Below are 23,739 nucleotides of genomic sequence, written 5' to 3' on the forward strand. Positions count from 1 at the left end.
TCCTCGCGCAGTTCGCCTTGCAGTAGCGCATTCAGGAAACCTAAGACTTTCTGTTCTAGAGACTGAGCTCCGTACTCCATCAGCCCTATGGCCCAGAGCCCTCTTTCTTCATCTCGTGTCATGTCTTGATCCGGAAACAACAAGGGCCGCGAATGCGGCCCTTCCGTATAGTTTAAACCTGCTTATTGCAGCCAGCTCTCAACCTTCTCAGCGCCGTACTGCTCTTTCCAGGCTTTCAGCACTTTGTGGTTGCCGCCTTTGGTTTCCACTACGTCACCGTTGTGCGGGTTCTTGTAGCGTTTCATAGCGCGCTCACGGCGAGCACCTTTTACAGGGGCCGCAGCACCTTTGCCGGCACTTGGGTCGAGCAGAGCGATCACGTTCCGCAGGGAGTAGTTGTAGTCAGCCAGCAGGGCACGGAGTTTGGTTTCAAATTCAATTTCGCGCTTGAGCTTTTCGTCGCCTTTGAGGAGTTCAAGGCGCTTCTGCTGCTCGGCAATTTGGGCTTCAAGGGCTTTGTATTCTGCAATGATCGACATGGCGACTCCTGAGTTGGGATTAAGTGCTTCTAGGATACATAAGTAGACCGACAGGATTCGACTAAAATAGAAAAAAACGCTAAGTCTCTGGTCGGGCCGTGACAGTTTAGATTCGCGGATGAGTAAGTATGGTGAACCGAAAAACCACTCAATGCGTTGAGTAGGTTCTCCGGTGGTGGTCGTGCCTAAGTTCAGGCGAGCTGAAAAATACGAATTTTTCAACAGAGTCGGCCTTTAGCTGCCAGCTCCTAGATTCTTCTTCAGGCCCGGATAGCTACGGTCTTCTCGACCGACGCCAGCTGGTGAACGCAAGAAATTTATCGGCTTGCTATGATGCACCAAAAGGCAGTTAGGCTGCTCTAGAATGGAGTTTATAGGCTTTTATAGTTAACTATAGAGCGATTATAGAATCTCATACTGTACGCATTATTTACGTTGTGCGCTTACGGCCAGTAGCGGTCGTTCGGAGTTTTCTACGAAGTCCGGGGCAATTCAGGGAATTACAACTGTCTAACCATGGCTTTAAGTCTATCTGACCGCAATTTTTCTACATTACCCGCAAGCTTCGGGTGGATTGCAAGCGTGAAGTAGAAAATCGACGCGTCTTGGCTAGACGCATAAATAATCGTGTCACCTTCTTGGAACACATAATGCCCCTCACTTAAAGGACGCAAAGCCGGAGTGTGGGGGGCGAGATAGACCTTCCCGTCTTTCACCAAGTCTTTATGGAAAACATAATTCGAGCGTTTATATTTCTCGTTAATACCATTAAGAACATCAACCCATCGGTCACGGTCAATAAATACTTTTGTTGCAGCGAGCTTATCGTTCTGATCAAAGTGAAAAAGGGCTTCTCGAATTAGTGGGGCTCGTGACTTATTCAAATATGTGAAGAATGGCCCGCCTGTATGGCTGTTCTGGTGTCTGTCAGCTGCTGGCAGAGTTTTCTCCATGTCACTGACCGTAGCCTGACCAAGCTCAAGGCCGAGAGGCGCGGGATCTGCTGAGACTGGAGCGCAAGCTACAAAAATCAATGTGGCTATGATTTGCCTCGCAATAGACATGATGATGTTTTCGTTCTTCACTGCTGTTCCCTTTTTCTTACATAGTCTGTCGGATAATTTAGTCATGTAGGATAAGTTGTAAATGTATTTTTGAATCGCCCCTAATTTCGTAGTCACTCGATGGCTGCTTCTGGCCGCATTGAGCCTGTCGTAACAGGCAGGAGTCGGCCAATAGCGGTCATCAAGCGCCTACAAAGGCATGGACTCTTTAGTGCCGCCTCTATACATCTATTAATTCGCCGCAGTAAATATTTTCATCCAGACTAATAAATTTAACGTTCACTCTATTCCAGAGGCGTGTCCTGATATTTCTTGTGATTTGATTTTTAGACATGATTATTATCTTAGAACGTAAAAATCCAGGCACCACCTGCTTTCGATCGACATATACAAATAGCCGCCCATTTATCCTTTCCAACTTCCTCTCGCCCTGGGCCTGCTGTAACCACCGAATTGAGTTTCCGGCGAGATTTCTTACAAAAACTCTTCCAATACTTCTTATTTCATGCTCAATGTACTTTTCAGACAAAACAATCTCATCAGGAATTGAAATTATTACGGCAAGCTCCCCGGTCTTTTCATTCACTGAGGCGGAGGAAACAATGTAAGAATCAATCCAGTCCAGATTAGCGCCTTCCAAGCCTCTTGATTTTTCTTTCAGATATTCCTTAACCCCCTCTGGCGTTCCAAAATCTATATAACTAGAACGCTGCGAGGTTAAGACTATGCTTTTCCCATCCCTGGCGAAGGAAATTTTATTTTCATTTTCCCCGTATAGATGCATAGAAGCTTCCAATGGGTATTCAGTAATTCCTCTCCGCAACTTGCTCCCGGCGAACCTCTGAAATATATCGTCCGACTTATAATATATAAGCACCCCCGTAAAAAGCATAACAGGCAGGGCTCCGTAGGGAAAAAATATAATGCCAGCCGCCGCCACCATGCCGCCAATCAAAATATATACGACCCACAAAAAGTAGCCAAGCCCAGCTGCTAAGCTAAAAGCATTACTAAGTTTCATTGTTTTCTCGCTCTTATTCAGAAAGGTGGCTAGAGCAATAATCTAGCTAAATGTGCAGAAACTCAAGCGCCACCCCAGCCACCTCGTTAATCAGATTCCCCCTCGCTCACGGCAATTATTTCAGAAACTATATTGGCTACGGAAAGTCCGTGAGTTTTAATTACCGGCTTATCACCGCTTAGTCTAGGCACCAGATTTCCACAAACGAAGGTTACCCTGAACCCATCTATCTCGATGCTTGGGGGAACTCATATTCCATTTTAGATGACACTGCTAGTGCCGTGGAATTTACCCCAGCAGCTAATGCCCCCAAAACCACAAAAGTGACTAATACCATATACCATCCACGATAAATTCGGCTGACCGAGAAACGATTTCTCATTTTCTTTGCAGTCAATGATATCAATACATGAGGAAGAGGAATGATGATAGCAAATAGACACGCGACTATAATGTTACCTAATTCCAACCAACCACCCGCAGCCAGGATCTCAAAGTGTGACTTGTTACGAGGTGACTCACCAACAGCTAGCAACCATAGGACAGCAACACTTCCTAAGACATACCACGCCACGGTGGCTTTTAAAGGAAAAATTTGCTTTTTTATGGCATCCGCGCCGAGCCTGCAAGCTTCACTCATTTATTTTTTCCTTTCCGCTATATGGGTTTTTTGCGACAAAATATAGTTGCACTAATCCACTACTAAAAATGCGGATAGCGCCGATCTCCCAGCTGCCATTAACTTAACACACATCAATTCCTGCCTCCGTCATGTGCTGTAAACAACGAATATATAGCAGGCTTTTTATTAATGTGCTTATTTTAATCCAAGCACGCATCCTGTTGCGTCAGGCTGTAGTCCACGAAGAACACACTCTGAATTTTTTAACCAGATCATTCGGCACTAATGTTATTTGTCTTTAAGTACCCTAAATATTGTTCACCCACGCTTTCGCTTCGAAATCGTACTCATAGTTAGCGAAGCCATCACCTGCAACTGAGGGGATAGCCAGGCGCGGTCGATTGTCACGCACTAAATATGAGATATCAGGCTGAATGATGGCAACTCGTACCGCCGGCAGTTCAACAAGGTATCGTGGGCTAAGCTCTGCCAGCGTGTCCGGGTAGTTGCCAGTGTCATTTTTGTACTGCTCGATGGCCTTCGCGATAGGCGTTGCCATGCTCGGTGTTAGCTTATCGGTCTGCATTACTACGGCAAGAGAAACCGCTGACACCGCCCCAATCACAACGACCCGCCTACACAGCCGGCTTCGCCACACCCTATCCTGAGTAAAGAGAAATGCAGCCAACACAGTCGGGAGTCCAAACACTACAGAAGCCAACAGCACCATCACTGATAGCGCAGAAGCGCCGAAAATCACAGCAGGTACTGTGACCACAAGCACTACCAGAGCCCACGTGAAGCGGATCTCTTTTACCCAGCGTTGCCACATATCAGCCTGCTTTCGATGTCCATCAAAATTTACTGACTCTTTCTCTCTCATTACATCCCCTTATTTATGGCACCTGCATCACCAGCAACAATGCTATCTCGTCTTACTCATATTTCTCACGCCTAATTTTGTGCAAGGCGACAGGCCGCTTTTTCTGGCTGACTCCGGGCTTTCATGACCGGTAGCTGTCGGCCGATTCTGTTGAAAAAGTCCTGTTGCGATTTTTGCCCATAAAAGAGCGTTAGCGACATTGAAATCTGATTCGCTCGGAAGACGGAGCTGTGTTGGTTTTTACGTAGCTACGCCGAAATCGAGCGATTTTTGAGCTGCTCAAAAGCAGTCCTATCAGAAACCGACTTTTTCAACAGAATCGGCCAAAAGCAGCCAGTGGCTAACGGCATAGTTGTGAGCAACGGCAGTGTTTTATATGGACTGAGTACACAAAAAACCGCCCCCCGGAGGCGGTTTTTCACTTCTATCACCCTCAGTCGAAGGTTTCTCCTCCTGCATCCTCGTCGTACTTGTACACCGTAGTCTGCGTTATCTCTGCCGCGTCCGTGAGGGATAGGTTCAACTGGTCATTGTAGGTCTTGAGTTCGGCCCAAAGCTCACTCTCGGGTAGGGGGGGGAGGTTTCTGATGTGCTCAATCTCTCTACCCTGTTCATCGCACTTCATAAGAGCATGTGGATTCTGCGCATCATCACTACCAACCAAGCAATAGCCCTTGCGATTGAAGGGCTCTGCCCCAGTAATCGTCTCAACAATGCTGTTGTGTATAGGCTTGTGCGAGGCACCGTTGAAGTAAATCGGTGAATCACTCAGGGCGTAGAAAGTGACAAGCCAGAGGGTCAGCTTGAAGGAAAGCTTTCCTGCCTGATCAGCGAAAGTCACCACGATAGGGGTGTGGTTCTGATGGCAGTAACTGATGTCATTGGGGTCAAGCGGCTCTCTGTGCTCGGTGTACTCGCCGACAGCGCTGCTAAAGCCAAAGGTGATGAATCTGGGCTTCTGAGCCACCACAGGGTCAGGCCTGGTGTAGCTGGTTACCCCATACCCGTTGGGGTTCAAGGATTGGGCGATCAGGTAATCACGAACCACCAATGGCATATTCCAAGGCGCGGCACGCCCCTGTGCCAAAAACGTCATTGGTGTTTGCCCAGGAATCTCAACCAAGGCGATCGCTGCCGCAGTTTCCTCGGGGATCGTCTCTGGAAGGCCAGCACTTGCCGCATTCCAATTACGGTAGCCCAGCAAATGGCTGAGTTTTTCTTGATGTGCAGATAGCTTGCTGCTTTGACCAAGGGCTTTGGTCGTTGAATGCAGGATTTTCGCTAGTTCAAGGATTTGCTTGCGAGATAGGGCCATACCGGGCTTCCTCAGATCTGGTTTGCATCTGCTCCCCCGTTCCAGACGATTCAAAGATCGTAGGATTGAACCAATGTATGGTTTGACGCGATCCGCTGACGCGGAGAAAGGGAGGCATTCACCGTGGCGCAAGTTGCGCTGGGGAAGGGCAGGGGCTTCCAGAACCTGCTCTCAGGTTATGTCCTACCCGACAAAGATGCAACTGCGTTACTGCCCCATCGAGATGGCCTGCTGAATAATCGGCGCAACCGTCGCCTCAGTGATACCGCGCTCCTGACAGTATCTCGAGCCAAGCCATGCCGATACTGACTTCTGCCCTTTGCTGGCGTTGCAGCCACGGCAACAGAGAGCAATGTTTTCTCTGGTGATGATCGATGCGTCGTTGATGATGTGTTCCCAGCTCGGGGAGAGCTTGGCTGATTCCTTCGGGGACAAGAAATCAGTGCTGCAGTACACGCATCTCGTATCCCTGGCCCTGACTTCCTTCTCAAGCCAGCCTGGGATGTTCCAGTTGTTTGCCACTTGGTGCCTCAGAGAGTTGGAATGCTTCCAGACTAGCCGATGACCTGAAAGGAGGGCGTGCTGATTTTTGTATAATTCAGGCGGGTTTTAGCCGATTTCAGGCTACTGAGACAGGCTCAAAGCGGCCAAGAGCAATCATTGAGCCTGCCATTTGAAAATGTGGGCTGTATTCCCGCGCTACAAAAATCGGGGGAGGCGGCTCAATGGCTGAGGCGATTCAGCTGAATTCCTCATATATTAATAGTTCTGCATTATATGGGTTTATTAATATATAACTTTGGCTGACTACCAATCCTGTATTGCGGCCAGGGCAAGGGACGCCCCTTTCTTACGATTACAACGCCAGCATAAAGCTTGCAAGTTATCCTCGGTTGTAGTTCCGCCCTTGGAGATTGGAATTACATGATCAATCTCAATTAGCAAATTTGGTTCTTCGGTAACAGATACTCCGCACTGTTGGCAGGTATTTTTGTCTCTCTTTTTTATCTTTTCACGAAGCTGCGGAGTCATCAATGCTCGCTGGCCTTTGGCGCTATTTTTGAAGCGCAGCATGTCGCCAAGGTACTTAATGAATTTCTCAAGATTTTCCATGTCAAGGATAATAGAAACCTCGTAAGAGCTATTGCCGCCCGATGACACATACTGAAACTTGTAGGCCTGGAAATTAATATCAACTAGGCGTATTGGTTCAAACCCAAGCTCTTTTGCTAAACGACTCTTGTTCAGCATGTAAAAAAAGGAAGGCAGCGGGTCTGTGAGGGTCTGCATGAGGCGATTTCTCTCTTGCTCAAGCAGTTCCCATCCTTGGTACGCGGCAAGGTAGTTATTCAGTGCTGCCTCAAGATGTGAAAGTGTTTCTTCGTTGACATCTATGTCGAAGTATTTGCAGAGATACTTGAAAGGCTGGTCGTTAGCAGCTTTGCATATAGATGCCGAGCAGTTATGAATTTTGGCGTCTCTCTTGGTTCTGGCCCATTCGTTTCTTTTGAACTTATATCGACTGGTGTCGTAACGATCTCCAAGGCCGTAGTCGTAGGAGTTGATGTCAAGCTGGGTGCTCTTCAATTCTTCGATGTGGTGATTTAGATCATTGCAGTCCGCAGTGTGATCTTTAATTCCATTTTTCAGCTTGATAAATTCTTCGTTATGGAAATACCAGAGCGCATATATTTCCCACGCAACTATTAAAAATGTCGCCAAATAAAGAGCAATTTTCCCCTCAATCGAAAGAGAAAAACTTGGATGACCAGCATTAAGAATAATTGCAATAATCAGAAATACGAGAACAAGCCTGAGCATTCGTGATCTTCCATGCCTTATTATCCTGGCCATCGTAAGCGATGCCGGTGATTTATGTCTCAAGCAATGAGTGAATGGCCCCTGAAAGCGCAGACACATGCGAACCTCAATGCTGGAGGCTGATCCACTGCGAATCAGTACGCTATTGGCCGACAGCTCTCTCCTATGACCGGTAGCTATCGCCATTAGCCGACCTCCCCTAGAATCAAAATGTCCCGTTAGCACGAAAGACTTAGGCCTTTTGGCAAGCTAGTCGAAACGCGGCGGAGCGGTTAATCCGAGCGGCTTTATCGAAGTGGAGCTATGGCTGGATCGATCTCGCCGAATCGGATTTCGACCCAGTCGTCGTTATGCTCCTCGTCAGTCTTGATGATCTTGATAGACTCCGGCAGGCGGCCAGCCATCAGATTGCGCCGTACGATGGCCTGCAAGTGATTCGGCTCCTGGGGCAACTTCCGCGCCGCGTCGACATATTTGGCACCATCGTCCTGAAGAGTCCGAAGACCCGCGAATATCTCCATGAACTCGCGCAGACCGAGGCGTACCACATTTGATCCAGACATAGAGTAGCCTCCGTGATGACCAAGGTCGTAATGGTCTTCGCGAGCCCGAAGCGCGCCGTTGACGGGCATCATCGCTGGCTTCGGGAAGTTTTTGATCATGGCCTGAAACAGACTGAACAATTCAGCACGGGCATCACAGCCATCGCGAACAAATAAGCTCGCATCGTTCTGTAGCACTGGCGGCGGGTAAGGCGCCCACCCTTGTCGACTTTCACGAACACTCAGGAGCAGGACGAAGTCGACTGATGAGAATTGCCGGAAGAACTCGCTGATGATCTGACCGACCGGCAATTCGCCCCAACTCGCCGACCGCCCCGAGAGTGCGAAACAATCACCGTCCCCAACAATGATTCCAGTAATACCGTCTGCGCCAGAGAGTTGATCGGCTTTGGCATCGAGCGCGTTATAGAGCGGATTCCGATCCTTGATCTGGGGCAAATCATACGAAGCAAAGTTAGCTGAATTGATGGGCGACTTTGTCGGGTCGATGGTGATGTCAATTCCCACATCCTCATCGTCGATTGCGATGCACAGCGGGAACACCTTGGCAGCCATCTGCTCGCGCAGCTGCGGTACGATCGTCTGTCGAACGAACTCTTGCAGTTTTCCCCGAGGTGGCAGCAGTAGTACCGTACGGGTTCCACGTTTCGTGCTTGCGCGCTTAGATCGGATGCGTAGATCGAGGCCGCCGATGGGCAGCTTTAGCTTGTTCTTGGCGGCTTCAATCAGTTCGCTCAACTCCTGATAGGGGTTGTCCTTGTCGAGACTTTCGTCCGAAACCGCCGTCACATCGGCAGTCAGCCGCATCGAACCCTGTTCGAAAAGGATATCAGGCCGACGCCGGGACGCCAGAGGCAGCTCGCTCTGGAGGAGGCCGCATTTCGACAAGCCATGAAACACGACCAACTCCCACATCGCCGCAACTCGATCCTTGCCTGGTCGGTTGAGGCGCACTGCCAGATCATCGACCGCTTCATCATCCAGCACGCCGCGAAGCTCATGGAGGCGGCGCTGAAGAGCCCGTCTCCGGTAGATCATGCCGACGGGCCCGAGCCTGTCGTGTAACAATCGGCCAATTCGCCGAGGATTCTCTCATTGTCCATGCGTAGCTCCTGGAATGGATTGATTGTCAGGCCAGAAACACGACATGAGGCGAGGAAAAAACAACGTGGCCTATTGCAGATTACGAAGTCGTTAACAGCATGTCCATGGGCTGCATTTGGCCGAAGTCGGACGCTGTGGCGCTCAAGAAAGATTAGCCTGGATCCAAAGCACCTGTGACTAGGTTGCCAGAGGCGACAGGCTGCTTCTTGCCGTCGAATGCTTGCCGTATCGATCATGGCAACTGAAACTCGCAATCGTGTATCGCGAAATGCCACCTACAGGCTACGGAAAGCAGTAAATGATCGGTAATTATGAAGGCTATCTTGATGACTCATTTGATGATGCACTAGCGGCTCTACCATTGAACTGGTGGCCATGGGTTGGTAGTAATTACCTGGCATCAGAGCTGAAGACCATTGTTCTGGGTGAAAGCATCTATCTCTACGATGGCGAATTAGGCAGCCAGAAAATCTTGCACAGAGACAGCCTTAGAAAGCGACACCTAAACCACGGCATTTTGGCTAAGTACAAAAGCCGTTTCTTACGTAACTTTGAACGTGCCGTCTTCCATAAGAAACACCCAGATGCTGCTGAACGAGCGTGGCTTTGGACAGGGGTGATTTACCACAATCTCGTCCCGCGCGTGATGGAGTCACTGCGAGACCGGCCTACTTATAATGACTACCGGACAGGCTGGAATGATTTTCTTCAGCTAGCCTTCGTTGTAAAGGCGCAGCAATGCATCGTTTATGGGTTGGAGCCCAAAAAAATTGGTGCTCTACTCGATGTGCTAGCCTCTCAGAGCACTAAGGTTATTCGGGAAAACCTCCCTGCAGTGGGGAAAAATACCCCCTGTATCCTCACCTTCCAGCACAACAATCAATCATTGAAATTGCTGTTCATTCGCCATCCAAGTGCGTTCTTTGCATGGCGTGAATGGGCAGTGATACTTCGCGAGTCGGGAGTGCTCCCTTTAGAAGTAAAAACGCTAAAGCCGCTCTGATGATTACCCAGCTCTCGCAGATACAAACCATCATCGCTGTCGACCCGGTACGTTGGCGGATACTCCGCCTGGTGCAAGAGCTAGAGCTTCCAGATTGCTGGATTGCTGGATTGCTGCGGGCTTCGTGCGTAGCGCTATATGGGATCACCTGCATCAGCGAAACGCTTCACCGCTACCTCCGGATGTCGATGTGATTTGGTTCGATAACGAGCGGTGTACTACAGAGGTGGATGCTGAGATTGAAGCAACTCTGCGGGCCATGGACAGTGCGCACAACTGGTCTGTAAAGAACCAGGCGCGCATGCATCTCCGCAACGGTGACCAACCTTATACCTCAGCAGTAGATGCCATGACTCACTGGCCGGAAACGGCTACCGCCGTAGCTGTCAGGCTTGGATTAAACGATATGATCGAGGTCGCGACCCCACTCGGCCTAGACGATCTCTTCAACCTAGTTGTCCGACCTACACCAAAGTTCCAAGCAGATAAGCAGCAGATCTATCTGAACCGCCTTCGTTCAAAGAGCTGGCTCGCAACCTGGCCTAACCTAAAAATTACCCCGGTAGGCTGATGCTCTTCACAAGGCTGCGATCTAACTTAACCTACAGCGCGTGCCGCATCGAGATATAGAAGAAGGCCATCAAGTCCACCCTGCTGGGTGAGCAAATCAATAGGCTGCCCCCCTAAAGCCAAGTTCTCGCTGCTAAGCCATCGCCTGGCCTCGTAATCATTACTCACCACACACAGCAGCCCTTCATAGATCCGCACCAACATCAGGGCATTCCGCCACTGTTCCGCCTCAGGCTCAAGCAGATGCAGACCTTTCCGCAATGCACGCAGTTTGGCTACGTCGACTGCCAGCAGCGTGGCTAGCAAGGAGTCAGGCAGGCCCAGTCGATCCCCTGCTTTAACGGCGGCTTTTCCTAGCACTAAGGACTCAGTGCTGGTGGAGCTGAGATCGGATTCTTTCATTGCCACCCTATCTGGTTGGTCTGGTACATGAGGCAGCATTGAGGTAGAGCTGTACCTATCTCGACACTAGATTGCTCCACGGGCGCACCAACAGGCTGCGACAAGCCACTGGCTCACCGCCAAAGCACCGCTCTACAGGTTCACTGAACTCCGCAGATGTGGTGTAGCGAATTGGCTTTCCGTCTTGATCAAACAGATCCCCGCCCACAGCCCTGAGCAATGCGTGGCTGGCTACTACGTCATGGGGTGATACGGGGTACAGCGAAACCCCAGCAATCCCGTCACCAGATGCGGCACGAGCCAATCGATAGGCGATGCTAGGCATCGGCTCGCAAACTGCCGGGGCACACAATAGGTCGTTCTCTGCACGCCTATAAGCCGCCGCCAAACTGACAAATACAACCGAGCCACGTAGGTCTCTATTCTTGATGGCAGGGGCGATGACCTGTCCATTGCGTAGAATCGACGACATGCCTTCCTGCCAAGCAATGCAGTCCGGCCCTCGCGGCGAGGCCGGTGCGTAAACTACGCCCAGCACGGGCTCAGCCCCATCTAGAAGCCCAACCGAAATTGCAGAGCCAGGTCGACCGGCAAGGAAGTCTGCAGTCCCATCATTGGGGTCTACCACCCAGCAATAGCGATGCCCTGACTGATGTTTGCCGGTCTCCTCACCTACAAAATCACAGCCGAGAATATGCTCAAGGCCGCGACGCAGCATGACTTCGATCTCAAGATCAACGTCGGCCTTGTAGTCGTATCCCCGTGGCCCGTTCGGTCGCTGAAGCTCTGAGAGGATTAGCGCCCCGGCCTCAACCACTAAGTCGGCTACCTGGTAAACGATCCCTGCGTCGAGCATTTATCTATTACCTCTATAGGGTTGGCCTGATGACTGACATCTAGGGCAGTAAGGGCAGTAAGGGGGGCGGTCAAAGCTGTGGCTAATGTTCCGGGGGAAGTGGAGCGCTGAGTTCTACATCGCATGTGCCCACCAACGCTTTGATACGGGCGATAAGCTCAGCAGTTAGCGGGGCTACACGATCCGGGCGTGTTTGGATGTCGCGCTCCAAGGCGTCCAGGAACATGGATAGCGTCGCTTCGCGCTCCGGTGGTGAGTCAGCAGCTGGGACTCGACCGAAGTTTTCCAAGTCGTCCTGAGTGTCATAAAACATCGTGTGCACCAATCGGTCGCGGCGCAGATCTGCAAGGCACCGCATGAAGCATCCATCGCAAAGGACGACTCTGTATCTGTCGTTAGGGTAGAACGGACTCGACACAAGAGCTCCGCAGGGCCCATTTCCAGAGTCCACGGCGGGGCTATCGCAGATGCTGCATAGCTGGGCTGGATTGTTCATCGCGCGCTCGCTCCTTCCGGCGTATCGCCGGGCTAGGCACATACTCTGGTGGTAGCAGCTAGGAGTCCGGAGGGGCACCCCGGCATGGAGTCAGCGCTAGCCCCCCGTCGACGATCTCCAGCTCTACCTTGTCCCCTATTCGCAATCCCATCGCTGAAATGACCAGTGGCGGGATCTCCACGATTAGGTCGCCGCTGCCATCACCGGCGTCATGACAAATCGCAGTTCTGAGCTCCTGCGTGGGCATGGTTAGCGAACGCAGCTAGGGTCGAATGCTGTAGGCAATGTCTTCCCGCAATTTCTTATGACGGCCATCCCCAGTCAGCACATAAATCGTGCTTTTGGTCTCGAAAAATCCATCGTTTTCATACTTCAGCTGAAGGGACGTTCGCACCCACCAGCCCGATGAAAAGCGACCAGCGGAGTCTTCGATCACTTCGTGGGCATGGACAAACTGAGGCGTAAACCCTTGTGCCTCAATCTGCTGGCGAGACTCCTCTGGGATGTCGAGCTCAACTAATACCCAATCCTTCACGATGCAAAATTGCTTCTTGGGATTTCGCCGTCGCAGCTCATCGAGAATCTCGTCTCGGCTCAGATTGGTACCGGTGATGACAGGAGCAGTGCCATAGAGGAAGTCCACTATCTCGCGCACTTTTTGATTTTCACTAATATCCAGAAACTGCGCTTTCATGGGTATTTCTCGCGATGATTTGTCATGATCCCTGTCTGGAGATAGGTCTCAGGGGCAGGGTGGGTAGACCTGATGAAGCGGGTAATTCCAGCTTGGAAACCAAACGGAAAAAGGATCCTGTTGAGAGTTAGAACGTCGGGGACGGACTGATTGCTTTCGATTGCCCGCAGCGTTTCCAGGGGAAGCCTCAGCATCGCGGCAAATCTGCGTTGGCCGAAGCCAGTGCAAGACCGAAGAGAGCGGACTGCAGCCCCAAAATCCGTAAGCTCTCCAGTGGTGAGCGCGGCTTCAAACTCATCAAAAAAGGCCCCGCGTTCGCTAACGCTCATCCTCTTTTTCATTCAGTGAAGCTGACTTGATGCGAAGACAATCGTCGACTTCATGAGATGCTGAAGCGCTATGAGCGATGGCTTGCCGACGTGACGTTTAAAGGTCACAACCATATAAACTGAGTTCTGCGTCCTAATCAGCCAGCGCCCTTTAAACTGCCGAATATTCAAGATATCGGAAGTTCTTATGAGATGGCCGTCAGCAAAACGTCCGGTGCCGTCTCGAAGGGCATGTCGGTAAACGATCCCGACAGCAACGTTCGCAACAACAAACGCATCGACCAGATAACCCGTCACCGGCATTGGATAGTCGGCCTTCAAAGCATTCGCCAGATGGCGTCTCGCGTAAGAGGAGATGACCCGAGGGGCTTGAGGAACCAGTTCTGTGCTCAACAAGAGTTCTACCTCAGCTCAGATCTGCGTGATACACGGTGCGCTGGTTCGTCAGCTCCCGAAGTTCAGCCAGTGTCCGCGAGGGGTCGCAGTAGGTCTTTCCGCTCTCAGTTAGGTAGATGTGGATCATCTCGTCATCAGCGGACAAGGCAGTGTCAATTTGTCTAATTGGTTCGAGCAGCCATCGCTCTGCGCCGTTCATCCAGGCTGGACTCATAAGCTGGAGTTCGCTTACGCGGGCACCCGAGTCTTTTGCGTTGGCTACCTCTAGAAACGTGTGCAAGTCACTGGGCATAACCGTGCTGGCATACTCAACATCGTCCTCGGTCACCAGCATCGTCGCGTGCAGCCATGGGGTTGCGATCTCGCGCTCAATCATCCGCCAATGGTGATGGCCAGGCCCGAATACCGATGCCAGGTCTTGATAGGCGCTCTCGTGTGTTTTGAACATTCATCGACTCCCGAAAATGCGTGCAATAGCACGTAGTGCTATTGCACGCATTCTGTCTTCATCCTTTCTTTTCTGCAACGGGAAGAATTGGGATGGATTACAGGCAAGCGCTGGGTTCGAGTATGCGAAAAATTCGCAAGGCTCGCGGGCTCAGCCAGGAGTCGTTTGCGGACGTTAGCAGCCGTGGGCACATCTCAGAGCTTGAGAGAGGAGTAATTGGGATAACGGTCGAGAAGCTGATAGAGCTGGCTGAGGTTATGCAGGTGCATCCCATGACCGTTTTGCTCGATTCATTCAGCCAGTATGACGACGTTATGCCGGCGAGACTTTTGGAACAAATTGCCGAGGAGCTCAAACAGGTTGGCGGAAAAGAGTCCGAGGCTTGATGCTGTTTGAGAGCTCGTCTATCCGCGAAGCGGCTATTTCTGCTTCTGGTTGAGAGCCAACTGCTTTCGTCTACGCAATGATCCACATTAGCCCCTATTTGTGATTCCAAATTCACATGACATTTCTACCAATCGATGATGCTCTACCTGCACTCCGCTCCGCGCTGACAGAGCGTAATGAGGCTGTTCTTGAAGCTCCACCAGGGGCCGGCAAAACCACACGTGTGCCCCTAGCTCTGCTCAACGAACCCTGGCTAGGAGAACAGACCATCCTGATGCTTGAGCCTCGTCGTCTGGCTGCTCGAGCTGCTGCTGAGCGTTTGGCTAGCGAACTTGGTGAGCGAGTAGGGGAAACGGTTGGCTATCGGATTCGACTCGAAAGCAAAGTCGGGCCTCGCACACGTATTGAAGTGGTTACCGAAGGTATCTTGTCACGACGGCTGCAAGAGGATCCCGCACTAGATGGCGTAGGACTCGTTATCTTCGATGAGTACCACCTTCGAACACTGGATGCTGATCTAGCCCTGGCGCTATGCCTTAATGGCCGTGAGCTTTTAAGAGAGAAAAACCAGCCTCTAAAGATCCTTCTAATGTCTGCAACGCTCGAAGGGGATCGTCTTTCGAAGCTCTTGGATGGCGCGCCAATAGTGAGCAGTGAAGGCCGCATGTTCCCAGTCTCTACGTCATGGGGCCGACCGTACCAACTAGGTGATTACGTTGAGCCAAGAGTGGTTCAGACCTGTATGCAAGCTCTCGCTGACCAAAGCGGAAGCATCCTGGTCTTCCTACCTGGCCAGGCTGAAATACGTCGGGTACACGATCAACTGAAGGAGCAGCTGGAAGGGCAGAGCAGCGTCATGCTGTGTCCGCTCCATGGTGAGCTCGACCTATCTGCGCAGCGCGCCGCCATTGAACCTGCACCGGCTGGTAGGCGGAAGGTGGTACTGGCAACCAACATCGCCGAGACAAGCCTTACCATTGAGGGTGTGCGAGTAGTGGTGGATGCAGGCCTGGCTCGAGTTCCGCGCTTCGATCCAGTCAGCGGCATGACCCGTCTCGATACCCAAAGAGTTTCTCGTGCAGCTGCAACACAGCGTGCCGGTCGGGCAGGGCGACTCGAACCTGGTGTGTGCTATCGACTGTGGTCGGAGTCCCAGCATGATCAGCTTGCTGCCTTCGACACTGCAGAAATCCTGCAAGCGGATCTCTCTGGCCTCGCTCTGCAACTCGCACGGTGGGGGGTAGAGCCCAATGAACTCGCATGGTTAGACGCTCCGCCTGCTGCTGCATTTGCCCAGGCCCGAGACTTGCTCCTTCGGCTCGGCGCTCTCGATAAGCGTGGCTCCATCACCGCTCACGGACAGGCGATGGCTGAGCTGCCGACCCATCCGCGAATTGCTCACCTGTTGCTTCGTGGGCAGGCTCTCGGTCTTGGACGCCTGGCTTGCGATGTGGCCGCTCTTCTCGGTGAGAAGGACATATTGCGTGGTGCCGGTGCCGACCTTCATGACCGCATCACCGCAATGGGCCATGAGTCCAGCTCTCGAGCTAGTCGTGGAGCAGTACAGCGTGCGCGTCAGCTCGCAAGGCAATTCCGAGGCTACCTAGGAGGCGCAGCATCAGAACCGATTGCCGACCCTGATCATCCTCGCTGGTTGGGTGCTCTCCTGGCATTTGCCTATCCGGATCGCGTTGCACTTCAGCGTCGTGACAGCGGGGGCAACTACAGGCTTGCGAATGGTCGCGCTGCACAGTTTGGTGAGCCAGATGCGCTGATGAAAGAGCCCTGGCTCGTGATCGCAGATTTGGGGAGCCGACAAGGCCAGCGTGAAGAGCGCATCTACCTTGCGGCAGCGCTTGATGCTTCTCTCTTCGACACTGTTTTGGCAGAGCAGGTAACTCAGCGAGACGAGCTCGAATGGGACGAGCGTGAAGGCGTGCTCAAGGCGGAGAGACAACGGCGAGTGGGCGAGCTTGTTCTCAGTCGCGCAGCACTGCCTGGCCTGGATGAGGAAGCTCGATCAAAAGCATTGACCGGCTTGGTTCGCCGTAAAGGAATTGAGCTGCTGCCGTGGACACCAGAGCTCCGGCAGTGGCAGGCGCGGGTGGCTCTTCTGCGCAAGCTAGACCTGGAGCAGAAAGGTGAGAGCGAGTGGCCTGATCTGTCCGATGCTGTGCTATTGGGTTCGTTGGAGGAGTGGCTCGCTCCATACCTAGGAAAGGTGAACCGTCTCAGCCATTTCGCCAATCTGGATCTGCCGAGCATCCTGCTGGGCCTGTTGCCCTGGCCGTTGCCGCAACGTCTCGATGAACTGGCTCCGCGCAGCGTCGAGGTGCCGTCGGGCTCACGCATTGGGTTGGACTATTCGGAGCATCCACCTGTGCTCGCTGTTCGCTTGCAGGAGCTGTTCGGGCTGGCCGAGACGCCGCGTATCGCAGGTGGGCGTCAGGGCGTTCTACTACACCTGTTATCGCCCGCGCGGCGGCCTGTGCAGGTGACCCAGGATCTAGCGAGCTTCTGGGCGAACACCTACGCCGAGGTGAAGAAAGATCTGAAGGGCAGGTACCCGAAACATTGGTGGCCGGATGACCCAATGGAGGCCGAACCGACCGCTCAAGCTAAGCCAAGACGCTGACCTTTAAGTGCTAAGCAAAGTTGTCTTGAGCTTTCTTACACTAGAACCTGAGCAATCTATCCCTTAGTTGGCTCACCAACCCAATTTATTGCATACGCCGATGTGAAGAAAGGTCTGGGGGCCGAAGCATTGGCAACCGGACGATCCGATGGAGACTGAGCGTATTGCTAGCGCAACGTCACGAGAAAGTGAGCCTAGGACTCCCGCTCACTAGCTATCAGGAGGTCTTCGTCCCTTAACCTCACCAGCTCATCGTATCGGCTTTTGTACTCCGGAACGGGCATGCCTTGCTCCAGCTGCCGTAGAAGCTCTTCATGCTTCTGGTCAAAAATCTCAAGCACTTTTGACCTGTTGATTGAGGCCATGACATTCGTGAAGCCTGACAGCTGTTTAAATGCCAAGTGGATGTACGGGACGAGCGACCAAGGATCTTTATGGCCTGTTATTTGCCGAATCTCCTCGAAAAAGATGGCATTCATGATCATCTCGTGTCGAAACGCACTAGCGTTCTCGAGGTGATGTCTAGTGATAAGCGCTATGAAAAGATTGGTGATGAAGGTATGTCGGAACATATGAGCACATGCTTGCTCTTCAATTTTTGCACGGTGACGCATTAGCCCCATCTCATTCGTGAGATAAGCCATTGTTAGAGGCTTTCCTGTTGTCTCGGAGATCAACAAGAAACCATGGTCAGGTTGTCGATGACGTCTAATTATTGCTGCTCTGTAAATGTCAATGTATCTAATGCCTTCACTTAAGAGTAGCTTGGTAACGGGTATTAGTCTTTCTGCGGGATTTCCTCGTTTAAGTGTGATCATTCTCAACTTGGGTTGCTTCATTCGAATGGCAATTCGAATGTCTGAAACAGTGAGGTTCGCGATTTCTCCTCTACGTGCTCCGGTATGCTCAAGCAAAGATATGAATAGGGAGCGCCTATTTTTAATGTGAGAGCTCTGCGTGAGCTCTGCTGCTGCAGCGCGCAGCATTGAGATTCTCGTAGGCGTGATGGGGTTTCGTGTATGCGTTCGAGCGGTAGCTCCAAAAGAGTGATGATCTAAGCTGTAGCCTCTTAAGGGGCCAGGTGAATTCTTCGAAGCTGGGAGCCGACGCTTTGTGATACTGATAGTCCCATGCTCCGCTACGAAGTTATCATCCCCGTAAAACTTGCCAACAAATTCTAGGAATTCAAGGCATGCCTTTCCAACAGCTATCACGTTGTTTGGTGTGGTTTGTTCTCGCTCAGGAAATCTAGTGGATTTTTGAGTCCTGAGCTTGTGGATGAAGTCAGTGAAGTTGCTATCGGTGAGGTCTATGACGGCAATTTTTCTATGGTAACAATAGTTAAGCAGTTGGCCGAACTGAAGGGCATATTGTCCTAGCGTTCCGCATTTGCTACCTGTTCTCGAAAGCTCACCACCGCCTCTGCCTCTCCTCTTGAGCAGCTGAAGAATATAAAGATTTGCAACTAGGCAGGGGACGCCGTCTGGCCAGCTGATAAAGGGGATGTTATCGCCGTTTTTTGTGTGTAGTTCATCCGCTGAAAAGAAATCATAGATACGAAAATTTCTTAAAGGAGTGAAAAGTTGCTTGTGCTGAAGCGTAGAGTCCATGTTAACGGCCTATGATGGGAGTGACATTTGAGTTGTCTGGGAGCTCGTCATAAGGCGTGGAGTTCATGCTGACAATGGCGCGTATGGTCTTTATGTATTCATCGGCTCTTTTATCTTGCAATTGTTTTGTTGATGCATTTCTAATGCTGGCAATTGCAGTGAGCGACTGTGACAGTGCTTGAAGGAGTATGAAGTTAGCTTTCCTGCTTTTGTCTAGGGTATCTTCAAGCTCTTGAATTCTTAGGTTCATGCCTTTTAGCGTGCGCTTGTTGGATGTGTCCGGGCGAGTCTGCGCGACGGTGAGGGCATCCAAAGCTTCTTTTCTTAAAGTGTCAAACTTTCTGAAACCGCCAGTAATGTTGAGGTCACAGTAGTGCTTTAGCGTATTTAGACTCATTGGTGTAGAGGTGGCGTGAACGCCGTTAACAAACCAGGAGTGCCTAAGCGACGCAAGTGTGCCTTGGCGTTTGAGTGCTGCTTGAAGAAGGCTGTCATCCGAATGTGCTGTTGGGTTTGAAGCTACTTCTCTCAACAGCTCATAAAGCTGGATCACTGCTTCACCAAAATTACTCTCAACATTAGAGGGTGCGTCCGTCATATTATCATTCCTTAATGATAACGATAATTTTAACGTATTCCCCATCGCCAGCTTTGAAGAAGATAGGTTCGACTTCGACTCTACCTTCCTCAATTAGCTGGAAAATGGAATTCTCTAGGTCAGTCGTGTCGACAAGAGAGTGACTGTCCACACCATATTCCGCCCGGATGAGTTCTGCCAGATCTTCGTATGCGCTGCCATGATTCGGATCGGTCATCACTTCCGCGATGTGCTGCGCTTCGGCACCACATATTGTCGCTCCGTCAACATTCTCTTGGATGTAGCGCCAGACTTGGCGCAGTTCGGTGTGTCCAAGCATCCAGCGCAGTGTATCCAAACCTGCAAAGTTGTTGCACTTGAAGAATAGAAGAGCAAAGAACCTGCGGAACTGATGCTGGCGAACGTAGTAGCGACGCCCTAACGAGTCCAGTGGTGTCTGAGTGTAGTCACAGAACAGGTCGAGATTTCGATTGAATGTTGTGGCGCTGGCCTCAATGAAATGGAAGCTGCTTTTGTGAGGAGAGGAAAATAAAGACTTCATTCTTCTTCTGCTGATTTTGCATAAATGGCTGTGGAAGTAAATAAGAGTCTCAATCATCTCCGCCGCTATAGGCGGAACTGGTCGGGCTTCTTCTGCACGTATTCCATGAAGGGATTTCGTGCTTTTTCTAAGTATAAAAATTAGCCATGATTTGGTTTCATCTAGGCAGTCGGCTAGAAGCAAGTCAATGAGTTCGCCAATTCTGCGAGCACATAACATTCCCACAGTTATTTGAACACATGCTATATATATTCTTAGCATCTCAATAAGGCCGGCGTTTCTTCTTAAGTCATCGAAATAGCTGGCTCTACTCCCCTTTAATGTCGTATGAAATTGCCCAGAAGTTCTTGCGGATAGCCCAATCTTTGAGAGTCCGACTTCAACTGCGTCGGGCTGATGAGTATTTAGTTTTGCATAAGTTTCCTCATTAAGTGTCGAAACTTTTGTTTGAAATACCTCGCAGTACAGAGAGATCCTCTTGATGTGTAATTTTAAAGTTTCAGCGTGCTGATAGTGGAATTCAATAGCATTCCGAAGTGAGCTGAATGCTACCTCGGTTGGAAGCGTGCGAAACCTGCCGGTGCCGGAGTGTTCAAATCTAATTCGGGAAATTTCAGTAAGGCATTCCATAGGCGGAACAGGAAGGTTGTAATCATGCAGGATTGCTAGGTTAGAAAGAGCTCGCTGATAATTACTAAACGCGCTGGGCCCCATTGGTGTGCGAGCCCCGGTTGTTACGGGAACTGCCTCGTACTCACGCTCAAATGGTTCTGCGTGCAAAAAGAAGCTCAACGATGGCGCGTTAGGTTTCGCATCCATGCGACCGGAAAGAGTATTCGTATATAAGCGCTCTGAGATTTTAACTGAGTTGATCTTATGCTCGCTGCGATCTGGGCGTCTATAAAGGCCAGCTGCGAATAGGCAGGCCCTGACTGTAGATAACAGTTCAATCGGGAAGTTTAAGTTGTGCTGCTCGGCTTGGTCTGGCGTCACGACAAGAATTTCTGGGTACTTCGAATGAACGCTTTCTATTATTGCGGTTGGGGTGTTCTCAACAAGATCCATACAAAAGCTGCCAAGACTGGAAGTCCAGGAATAGATGGACTCGCAAGTGTTCTTATCTGAGGAAATTTTCTTGAGGATCGATTTTAGGTCGTCCGAGGAGAGACCCTCGATTCCATATTTGTAGAGCGCATACTTTGCGTCGTTAATAAGTAAATAGTCGATCAGCTTAAGTGTGCATCTGAACTGAACGTGCTGTGTCTTGATGGCATTACTGGTTAGGCCGCGAGCGCTGCAGTTCATGGTAGAAACAATGAGGAAAGAGCGGAGTGTATTTAATGTCTGAGCGTGCTGAGAATCAGTCAGCAGGGAGCCATCGTTGAGTCGAATGTTCCAGTTGAAAGATCGTACTTTCTTGTGGAATTGATACTTCCAAATCGTAGTGTAGAAGTCGCTCTTAAGCCACCAGCTGGACGTGATGTCTACCAAGTCATGGATGTCATTCAAGAAGCTCAAGCTATCAGAAAGACTCATAGATGATCTGATCCATTTGTTTTGGAGTTATGTTTTTGAGTGCCTCTGAAAGATGTAACTTTAGTTGGGTTTCATTGCCGGCTTCGATCTCTCGCACTAAGTGCTTTGCAAAGCTAGTCCAGTAGAGCGCCTTGGATGAAATTTTTCTATTTGTATTCGATGTCGCCGATTCAACTGCCTTCTGAAGTGAAATAAGTATAGAAAGAGTGGTTGGGCTAACGCTAATGTAAGCAAGGCTCGGGTTTTCGCTGGCTTCCGTAAAGTCGTCTCGCCCCGATAAATTAGTTGGTATGTCTTTTAGGGCATATAGTGATAGGAACTCATGCAACTCATCCATGCTTCTGAGCTTCGTTGCGTCCAATAGATGAGGGCTGTTTCCCATGGCGGCACAGATCATCGCGGTTTGGAAAGCCCGAATGTATTTCGATTGAAAAAAGTTCAGAATTTCAGTGGGCAAGTAGTGTGACAGCAAGCGAGGGGTGTAATTGGTGTGTCCAAGATCTTGGGCTAGTAGTTCTGGGTTTTTGTGTTCTATATAGCGAGCTATTGCGCTGGATACCCGAATGGATGATAGAGATACCCTGTTGAGTAGCTCGAAGAGATCATGGCCTTTTCGTGTAGTGTGTGGGGCAAATTGTGCAGATAAGCGTTTGGTTGTATTCTTATATAAGAATGTTGAGTAGTTCCAGCGTGCAATTCTAGGAAGGGAAGGCTTTCCGTAAGCTCTGCTGGATGATAAAAATAAATACCTCCACTGGTCATTGTTATTTTGCTTTAAATATTCCCTCATCGGTCTTGTTAGCTCGATGAGTTCTTGAATAAGTAAAGTTGTTTCTGGTGTAAGATTGATTTTCTGTTCGGAGCCTTTGCTTTTCTTGCGGTCTTTAAATCCAATCAATTGGTACCCGCTATTTGTTTGGACGAATCCTGATAGATGCCCCTGATTGTTATAGAGCTCGAATTTATAAAAGAAGCCTGCTGTGAGAATGGGGTGTTTAGCAACTAGCAAGCACTGGAATGGAAAAAGATCTACGCTGCTTGGAAGTGCTAGTATTTTTGCTATTTGCCCTTTGTTGAATTTAAATCCAAATTTGCCATAGAAGTATTTATGGTCGGGTCTGTAGCCATCACTCAAAAAAGTAGCGCATACATTATTAAGCCCAAGTTCGTCTAAGCTTTTCCCCCCAATTATGCTTTCGATGGGGGTGCCGCTGCCGGCCAAACGATCTCGATTTTTCCTGGCGTCAATCAGTTTGTTGGCTTCAGTTGTGGCCCAGTTGATAATAATTTCAAGCTCTTGCTCAATGTCTCTGAAGAGTAGGTCGAGTGCCTGCTTGTCAGTTATGTGTAATGGAATTTCTGTGATGAGCTTTGTGCTTACTTCTTTACCGTTAGTTTTAGTTTTAATGCGTGTTTTGGATGGGTCTAGCTCGGCTGTTGGGGCCAGGGGTAATACTTGGTACGGTGTTGTCCATGCAGTGGAGGCGATGAAGCAAGTATTAATGTTGTCTAGAAAATTATTCCAAAGCTTTTTCTGTATTTCAATTGCTAGGTGGCGGTCTGCTGCGCGCAGGAAGAAATGCTCCCTCAGTTTGACGAAGAATCTCCATATCGCGCGCGAGTCACTAAATGTTTGAACTGGCCAATCGAGGTGATTGGCAGAAATAAACTTCAGCATTATTGCGAAAGGGGATTGCAGTGGCCTGGCTTGGGTTGCAAAGAATTGCTTGATGCTTGTGTGGAGTGATAGCGTAAATTCTTTCCCGTGCGTGAGATACACCTTTGGGAAAGGCAGGTAAATATTCTCTTTCTTTCGGCTGGTTACAGACCAGTCGTGCCAGTAATTTAGCATGTGCCGAGATATAGGATATTCCCTCCAATACAAGGCATGTAGGTCTGGAAGGTCAGGTGTCCAATTAATCTCCTCCTCATCATCAGTTTCCAAGTTAAGTTCGTTGTAAATGCTGACGATGTGTCGAGCGTAGCTGAACCTTGTGAGTTTGATTGAGCTGACAAGCGACTGGTCGCTCAGCGCCCCAACGAACCTCAGTACCGTGATGCGAAGGGTCTTTGGTTTGTTGAGGTCGACATTCGTCAGGTCGCAGTAACACTCGAAGAGCTTCAGCGTGGTCTGCTTCGTGGAGTTCTCAGGTTGTATTTGCAATAGCCGCTGAATGAGGGCGCGAGGAAGCACGCGGTAGGGAAAGTTCCGCAAGGACGCAGTGGAGTTGATGATTGTCATACAGATTGTCGCCTCGTTGAGCCTGCTAACCTCAGGCTAGGTCGTGGTTTTCTTGTGTGTGACA

General features: G+C 50.3%; 23 protein-coding genes and 1 pseudogene. 4 read left to right on the forward strand and 20 right to left on the reverse strand.

Annotation, left to right across the window (positions count from 1 at the left end; all coding sequences use genetic code 11):
- Positions 1-182: 182 nt before the first annotated feature.
- The 8 genes from AACY13_RS10525 to AACY13_RS10560 all read right to left on the reverse strand — a co-directional run bounded on the left by AACY13_RS10525 (position 183) and on the right by AACY13_RS10560 (position 8,815).
- The gene (locus AACY13_RS10525; RefSeq protein WP_339461307.1) at positions 183-539 is read right to left on the reverse strand and encodes a histone-like nucleoid-structuring protein, MvaT/MvaU family; all 357 of its coding nucleotides are present in this window, start codon (positions 537-539) and stop codon (positions 183-185) included.
- A 500-nt stretch (positions 540-1,039) separates the two neighbouring features.
- Complete coding sequence (locus AACY13_RS10530; protein ID WP_339461308.1) at positions 1,040-1,720, reverse strand: hypothetical protein; 681 nt, start codon at positions 1,718-1,720, stop codon at positions 1,040-1,042.
- Positions 1,721-1,823: 103 nt separating this feature from the next.
- Positions 1,824-2,624 (reverse strand): hypothetical protein, encoded by an 801-nt coding sequence (locus AACY13_RS10535; RefSeq protein WP_339461310.1) that lies wholly within the window; start codon positions 2,622-2,624, stop codon positions 1,824-1,826.
- A 226-nt stretch (positions 2,625-2,850) separates the two neighbouring features.
- The gene (locus tag AACY13_RS10540) at positions 2,851-3,264 is read right to left on the reverse strand and encodes a hypothetical protein (RefSeq protein WP_339461312.1); all 414 of its coding nucleotides are present in this window, start codon (positions 3,262-3,264) and stop codon (positions 2,851-2,853) included.
- A gap of 289 nt (positions 3,265-3,553) precedes the next feature.
- On the reverse strand, positions 3,554-4,129 hold the full coding sequence (locus AACY13_RS10545; RefSeq protein WP_339461314.1) for a hypothetical protein: 576 nt from the start codon (positions 4,127-4,129) through the stop codon (positions 3,554-3,556).
- A gap of 433 nt (positions 4,130-4,562) precedes the next feature.
- The gene (locus AACY13_RS10550; RefSeq protein ID WP_339461316.1) at positions 4,563-5,444 is read right to left on the reverse strand and encodes a hypothetical protein; all 882 of its coding nucleotides are present in this window, start codon (positions 5,442-5,444) and stop codon (positions 4,563-4,565) included.
- A gap of 807 nt (positions 5,445-6,251) precedes the next feature.
- The gene (locus AACY13_RS10555) at positions 6,252-7,265 is read right to left on the reverse strand and encodes an HNH endonuclease (protein ID WP_339461317.1); all 1,014 of its coding nucleotides are present in this window, start codon (positions 7,263-7,265) and stop codon (positions 6,252-6,254) included.
- 287 nt (positions 7,266-7,552) lie between these two features.
- Positions 7,553-8,815, reverse strand: a complete 1,263-nt coding sequence (locus AACY13_RS10560; RefSeq protein ID WP_339461319.1) for a hypothetical protein — start codon at positions 8,813-8,815, stop codon at positions 7,553-7,555.
- Positions 8,816-9,230: 415 nt separating this feature from the next.
- Here AACY13_RS10560 and AACY13_RS10565 point away from each other — a divergent pair, with 415 nt between their 5' ends.
- Together AACY13_RS10565 and AACY13_RS10570 are read left to right on the forward strand one after the other, a co-directional pair.
- Complete coding sequence (locus AACY13_RS10565; protein ID WP_339461321.1) at positions 9,231-9,935, forward strand: hypothetical protein; 705 nt, start codon at positions 9,231-9,233, stop codon at positions 9,933-9,935.
- Positions 9,935-10,506, forward strand: a pseudogene (locus AACY13_RS10570) (nucleotidyltransferase family protein). Before AACY13_RS10565 ends, AACY13_RS10570 begins: the two are co-directional and overlap by 1 nt.
- Before the next feature lie 26 nt (positions 10,507-10,532).
- On the opposite strand, the gene AACY13_RS10575 reads toward AACY13_RS10570, so the two are convergent.
- The 8 genes from AACY13_RS10575 to AACY13_RS10600 all read right to left on the reverse strand — a co-directional run bounded on the left by AACY13_RS10575 (position 10,533) and on the right by AACY13_RS10600 (position 14,126).
- Complete coding sequence (locus AACY13_RS10575; RefSeq protein WP_339461323.1) at positions 10,533-10,907, reverse strand: antitoxin Xre/MbcA/ParS toxin-binding domain-containing protein; 375 nt, start codon at positions 10,905-10,907, stop codon at positions 10,533-10,535.
- A 55-nt stretch (positions 10,908-10,962) separates the two neighbouring features.
- On the reverse strand, positions 10,963-11,763 hold the full coding sequence (locus tag AACY13_RS10580; protein ID WP_339461324.1) for an inositol monophosphatase family protein: 801 nt from the start codon (positions 11,761-11,763) through the stop codon (positions 10,963-10,965).
- An 82-nt stretch (positions 11,764-11,845) separates the two neighbouring features.
- The gene (locus AACY13_RS22695; protein ID WP_445262562.1) at positions 11,846-12,301 is read right to left on the reverse strand and encodes a type II toxin-antitoxin system PrlF family antitoxin; all 456 of its coding nucleotides are present in this window, start codon (positions 12,299-12,301) and stop codon (positions 11,846-11,848) included.
- Between the two features lie 16 nt (positions 12,302-12,317).
- Complete coding sequence (locus tag AACY13_RS22700) at positions 12,318-12,506, reverse strand: AbrB/MazE/SpoVT family DNA-binding domain-containing protein (protein ID WP_445262563.1); 189 nt, start codon at positions 12,504-12,506, stop codon at positions 12,318-12,320.
- Positions 12,507-12,521: 15 nt separating this feature from the next.
- Complete coding sequence (locus tag AACY13_RS10585) at positions 12,522-12,953, reverse strand: DUF6957 family protein (protein WP_339461326.1); 432 nt, start codon at positions 12,951-12,953, stop codon at positions 12,522-12,524.
- Positions 12,950-13,282, reverse strand: coding sequence for a helix-turn-helix domain-containing protein (locus AACY13_RS10590; protein ID WP_339461327.1), 333 nt, complete (start codon positions 13,280-13,282; stop codon positions 12,950-12,952). The genes AACY13_RS10585 and AACY13_RS10590 overlap by 4 nt, the downstream gene beginning before the upstream one ends.
- 12 nt (positions 13,283-13,294) lie before the next feature.
- Entirely contained in the window at positions 13,295-13,675 is a 381-nt protein-coding gene (locus tag AACY13_RS10595; RefSeq protein ID WP_339461328.1) for a hypothetical protein, read from the reverse strand.
- A 13-nt stretch (positions 13,676-13,688) separates the two neighbouring features.
- Positions 13,689-14,126, reverse strand: a complete 438-nt coding sequence (locus AACY13_RS10600; RefSeq protein ID WP_339461330.1) for a hypothetical protein — start codon at positions 14,124-14,126, stop codon at positions 13,689-13,691.
- A 92-nt stretch (positions 14,127-14,218) separates the two neighbouring features.
- On the opposite strand from AACY13_RS10600, the gene AACY13_RS10605 reads away from it, so the two are divergent.
- Together AACY13_RS10605 and hrpB are read left to right on the forward strand one after the other, a co-directional pair.
- Entirely contained in the window at positions 14,219-14,512 is a 294-nt protein-coding gene (locus AACY13_RS10605) for a helix-turn-helix domain-containing protein (RefSeq protein ID WP_339461331.1), read from the forward strand.
- A 116-nt stretch (positions 14,513-14,628) separates the two neighbouring features.
- On the forward strand, positions 14,629-17,148 hold the full coding sequence (hrpB, locus tag AACY13_RS10610; protein WP_339461333.1) for an ATP-dependent helicase HrpB: 2,520 nt from the start codon (positions 14,629-14,631) through the stop codon (positions 17,146-17,148).
- A 194-nt stretch (positions 17,149-17,342) separates the two neighbouring features.
- On the opposite strand, the gene AACY13_RS10615 is transcribed toward hrpB, so the two are convergent.
- From AACY13_RS10615 to AACY13_RS10630, 4 genes are read right to left on the reverse strand one after another with little or no spacing between them, the layout of a single operon-like run.
- Positions 17,343-18,758: a tyrosine-type recombinase/integrase gene (locus AACY13_RS10615; RefSeq protein WP_339461334.1), complete on the reverse strand. Its 1,416-nt coding sequence runs from the start codon at positions 18,756-18,758 to the stop codon at positions 17,343-17,345.
- A gap of 1 nt (position 18,759) precedes the next feature.
- Positions 18,760-19,356 (reverse strand): hypothetical protein, encoded by a 597-nt coding sequence (locus tag AACY13_RS10620; RefSeq protein WP_339461335.1) that lies wholly within the window; start codon positions 19,354-19,356, stop codon positions 18,760-18,762.
- A 4-nt stretch (positions 19,357-19,360) separates the two neighbouring features.
- Positions 19,361-21,433 carry an integrase gene (locus AACY13_RS10625; RefSeq protein WP_339461336.1) on the reverse strand — a complete coding sequence of 691 codons (2,073 nt, stop codon included), beginning with the start codon at positions 21,431-21,433 and terminating at the stop codon, positions 19,361-19,363.
- Complete coding sequence (locus tag AACY13_RS10630) at positions 21,420-23,675, reverse strand: hypothetical protein (protein ID WP_339461337.1); 2,256 nt, start codon at positions 23,673-23,675, stop codon at positions 21,420-21,422. Before AACY13_RS10630 ends, AACY13_RS10625 begins: the two co-directional genes overlap by 14 nt.
- Positions 23,676-23,739: the final 64 nt, after the last annotated feature.

It is taken from the genome of Pseudomonas sp. EA_105y_Pfl2_R69 (assembly GCF_963970915.1).
Classification (GTDB): domain Bacteria; phylum Pseudomonadota; class Gammaproteobacteria; order Pseudomonadales; family Pseudomonadaceae; genus Aquipseudomonas.

Bases quoted from the DNA above. Each gene is read 5' to 3' on its own strand.
- AACY13_RS10550 (WP_339461316.1), bottom strand. From the start codon at position 5,444: ATGGCCCTATCTCGCAAGCAAATCCTTGAACTAGCGAAAATCCTGCAT.
- AACY13_RS10540 (WP_339461312.1), bottom strand. From the start codon at position 3,264: ATGAGTGAAGCTTGCAGGCTCGGCGCGGATGCCATAAAAAAGCAAATT.
- AACY13_RS10575 (WP_339461323.1), bottom strand. From the start codon at position 10,907: ATGAAAGAATCCGATCTCAGCTCCACCAGCACTGAGTCCTTAGTGCTA.
- AACY13_RS22700 (WP_445262563.1), bottom strand. From the start codon at position 12,506: ATGCCCACGCAGGAGCTCAGAACTGCGATTTGTCATGACGCCGGTGAT.
- AACY13_RS10630 (WP_339461337.1), bottom strand. From the start codon at position 23,675: ATGACAATCATCAACTCCACTGCGTCCTTGCGGAACTTTCCCTACCGC.
- AACY13_RS10620 (WP_339461335.1), bottom strand. From the start codon at position 19,356: ATGACGGACGCACCCTCTAATGTTGAGAGTAATTTTGGTGAAGCAGTG.
- AACY13_RS10585 (WP_339461326.1), bottom strand. From the start codon at position 12,953: ATGAAAGCGCAGTTTCTGGATATTAGTGAAAATCAAAAAGTGCGCGAG.
- AACY13_RS10545 (WP_339461314.1), bottom strand. From the start codon at position 4,129: ATGAGAGAGAAAGAGTCAGTAAATTTTGATGGACATCGAAAGCAGGCT.
- AACY13_RS10565 (WP_339461321.1), top strand. From the start codon at position 9,231: ATGATCGGTAATTATGAAGGCTATCTTGATGACTCATTTGATGATGCA.
- AACY13_RS10535 (WP_339461310.1), bottom strand. From the start codon at position 2,624: ATGAAACTTAGTAATGCTTTTAGCTTAGCAGCTGGGCTTGGCTACTTT.
- AACY13_RS10625 (WP_339461336.1), bottom strand. From the start codon at position 21,433: ATGAGTCTTTCTGATAGCTTGAGCTTCTTGAATGACATCCATGACTTG.
- AACY13_RS10615 (WP_339461334.1), bottom strand. From the start codon at position 18,758: ATGGACTCTACGCTTCAGCACAAGCAACTTTTCACTCCTTTAAGAAAT.
- AACY13_RS10580 (WP_339461324.1), bottom strand. From the start codon at position 11,763: ATGCTCGACGCAGGGATCGTTTACCAGGTAGCCGACTTAGTGGTTGAG.
- AACY13_RS10605 (WP_339461331.1), top strand. From the start codon at position 14,219: ATGGATTACAGGCAAGCGCTGGGTTCGAGTATGCGAAAAATTCGCAAG.
- hrpB (WP_339461333.1), top strand. From the start codon at position 14,629: ATGACATTTCTACCAATCGATGATGCTCTACCTGCACTCCGCTCCGCG.
- AACY13_RS10525 (WP_339461307.1), bottom strand. From the start codon at position 539: ATGTCGATCATTGCAGAATACAAAGCCCTTGAAGCCCAAATTGCCGAG.
- AACY13_RS10590 (WP_339461327.1), bottom strand. From the start codon at position 13,282: ATGAGCGTTAGCGAACGCGGGGCCTTTTTTGATGAGTTTGAAGCCGCG.
- AACY13_RS22695 (WP_445262562.1), bottom strand. From the start codon at position 12,301: ATGTGCCTAGCCCGGCGATACGCCGGAAGGAGCGAGCGCGCGATGAAC.
- AACY13_RS10600 (WP_339461330.1), bottom strand. From the start codon at position 14,126: ATGTTCAAAACACACGAGAGCGCCTATCAAGACCTGGCATCGGTATTC.
- AACY13_RS10555 (WP_339461317.1), bottom strand. From the start codon at position 7,265: ATGCTCAGGCTTGTTCTCGTATTTCTGATTATTGCAATTATTCTTAAT.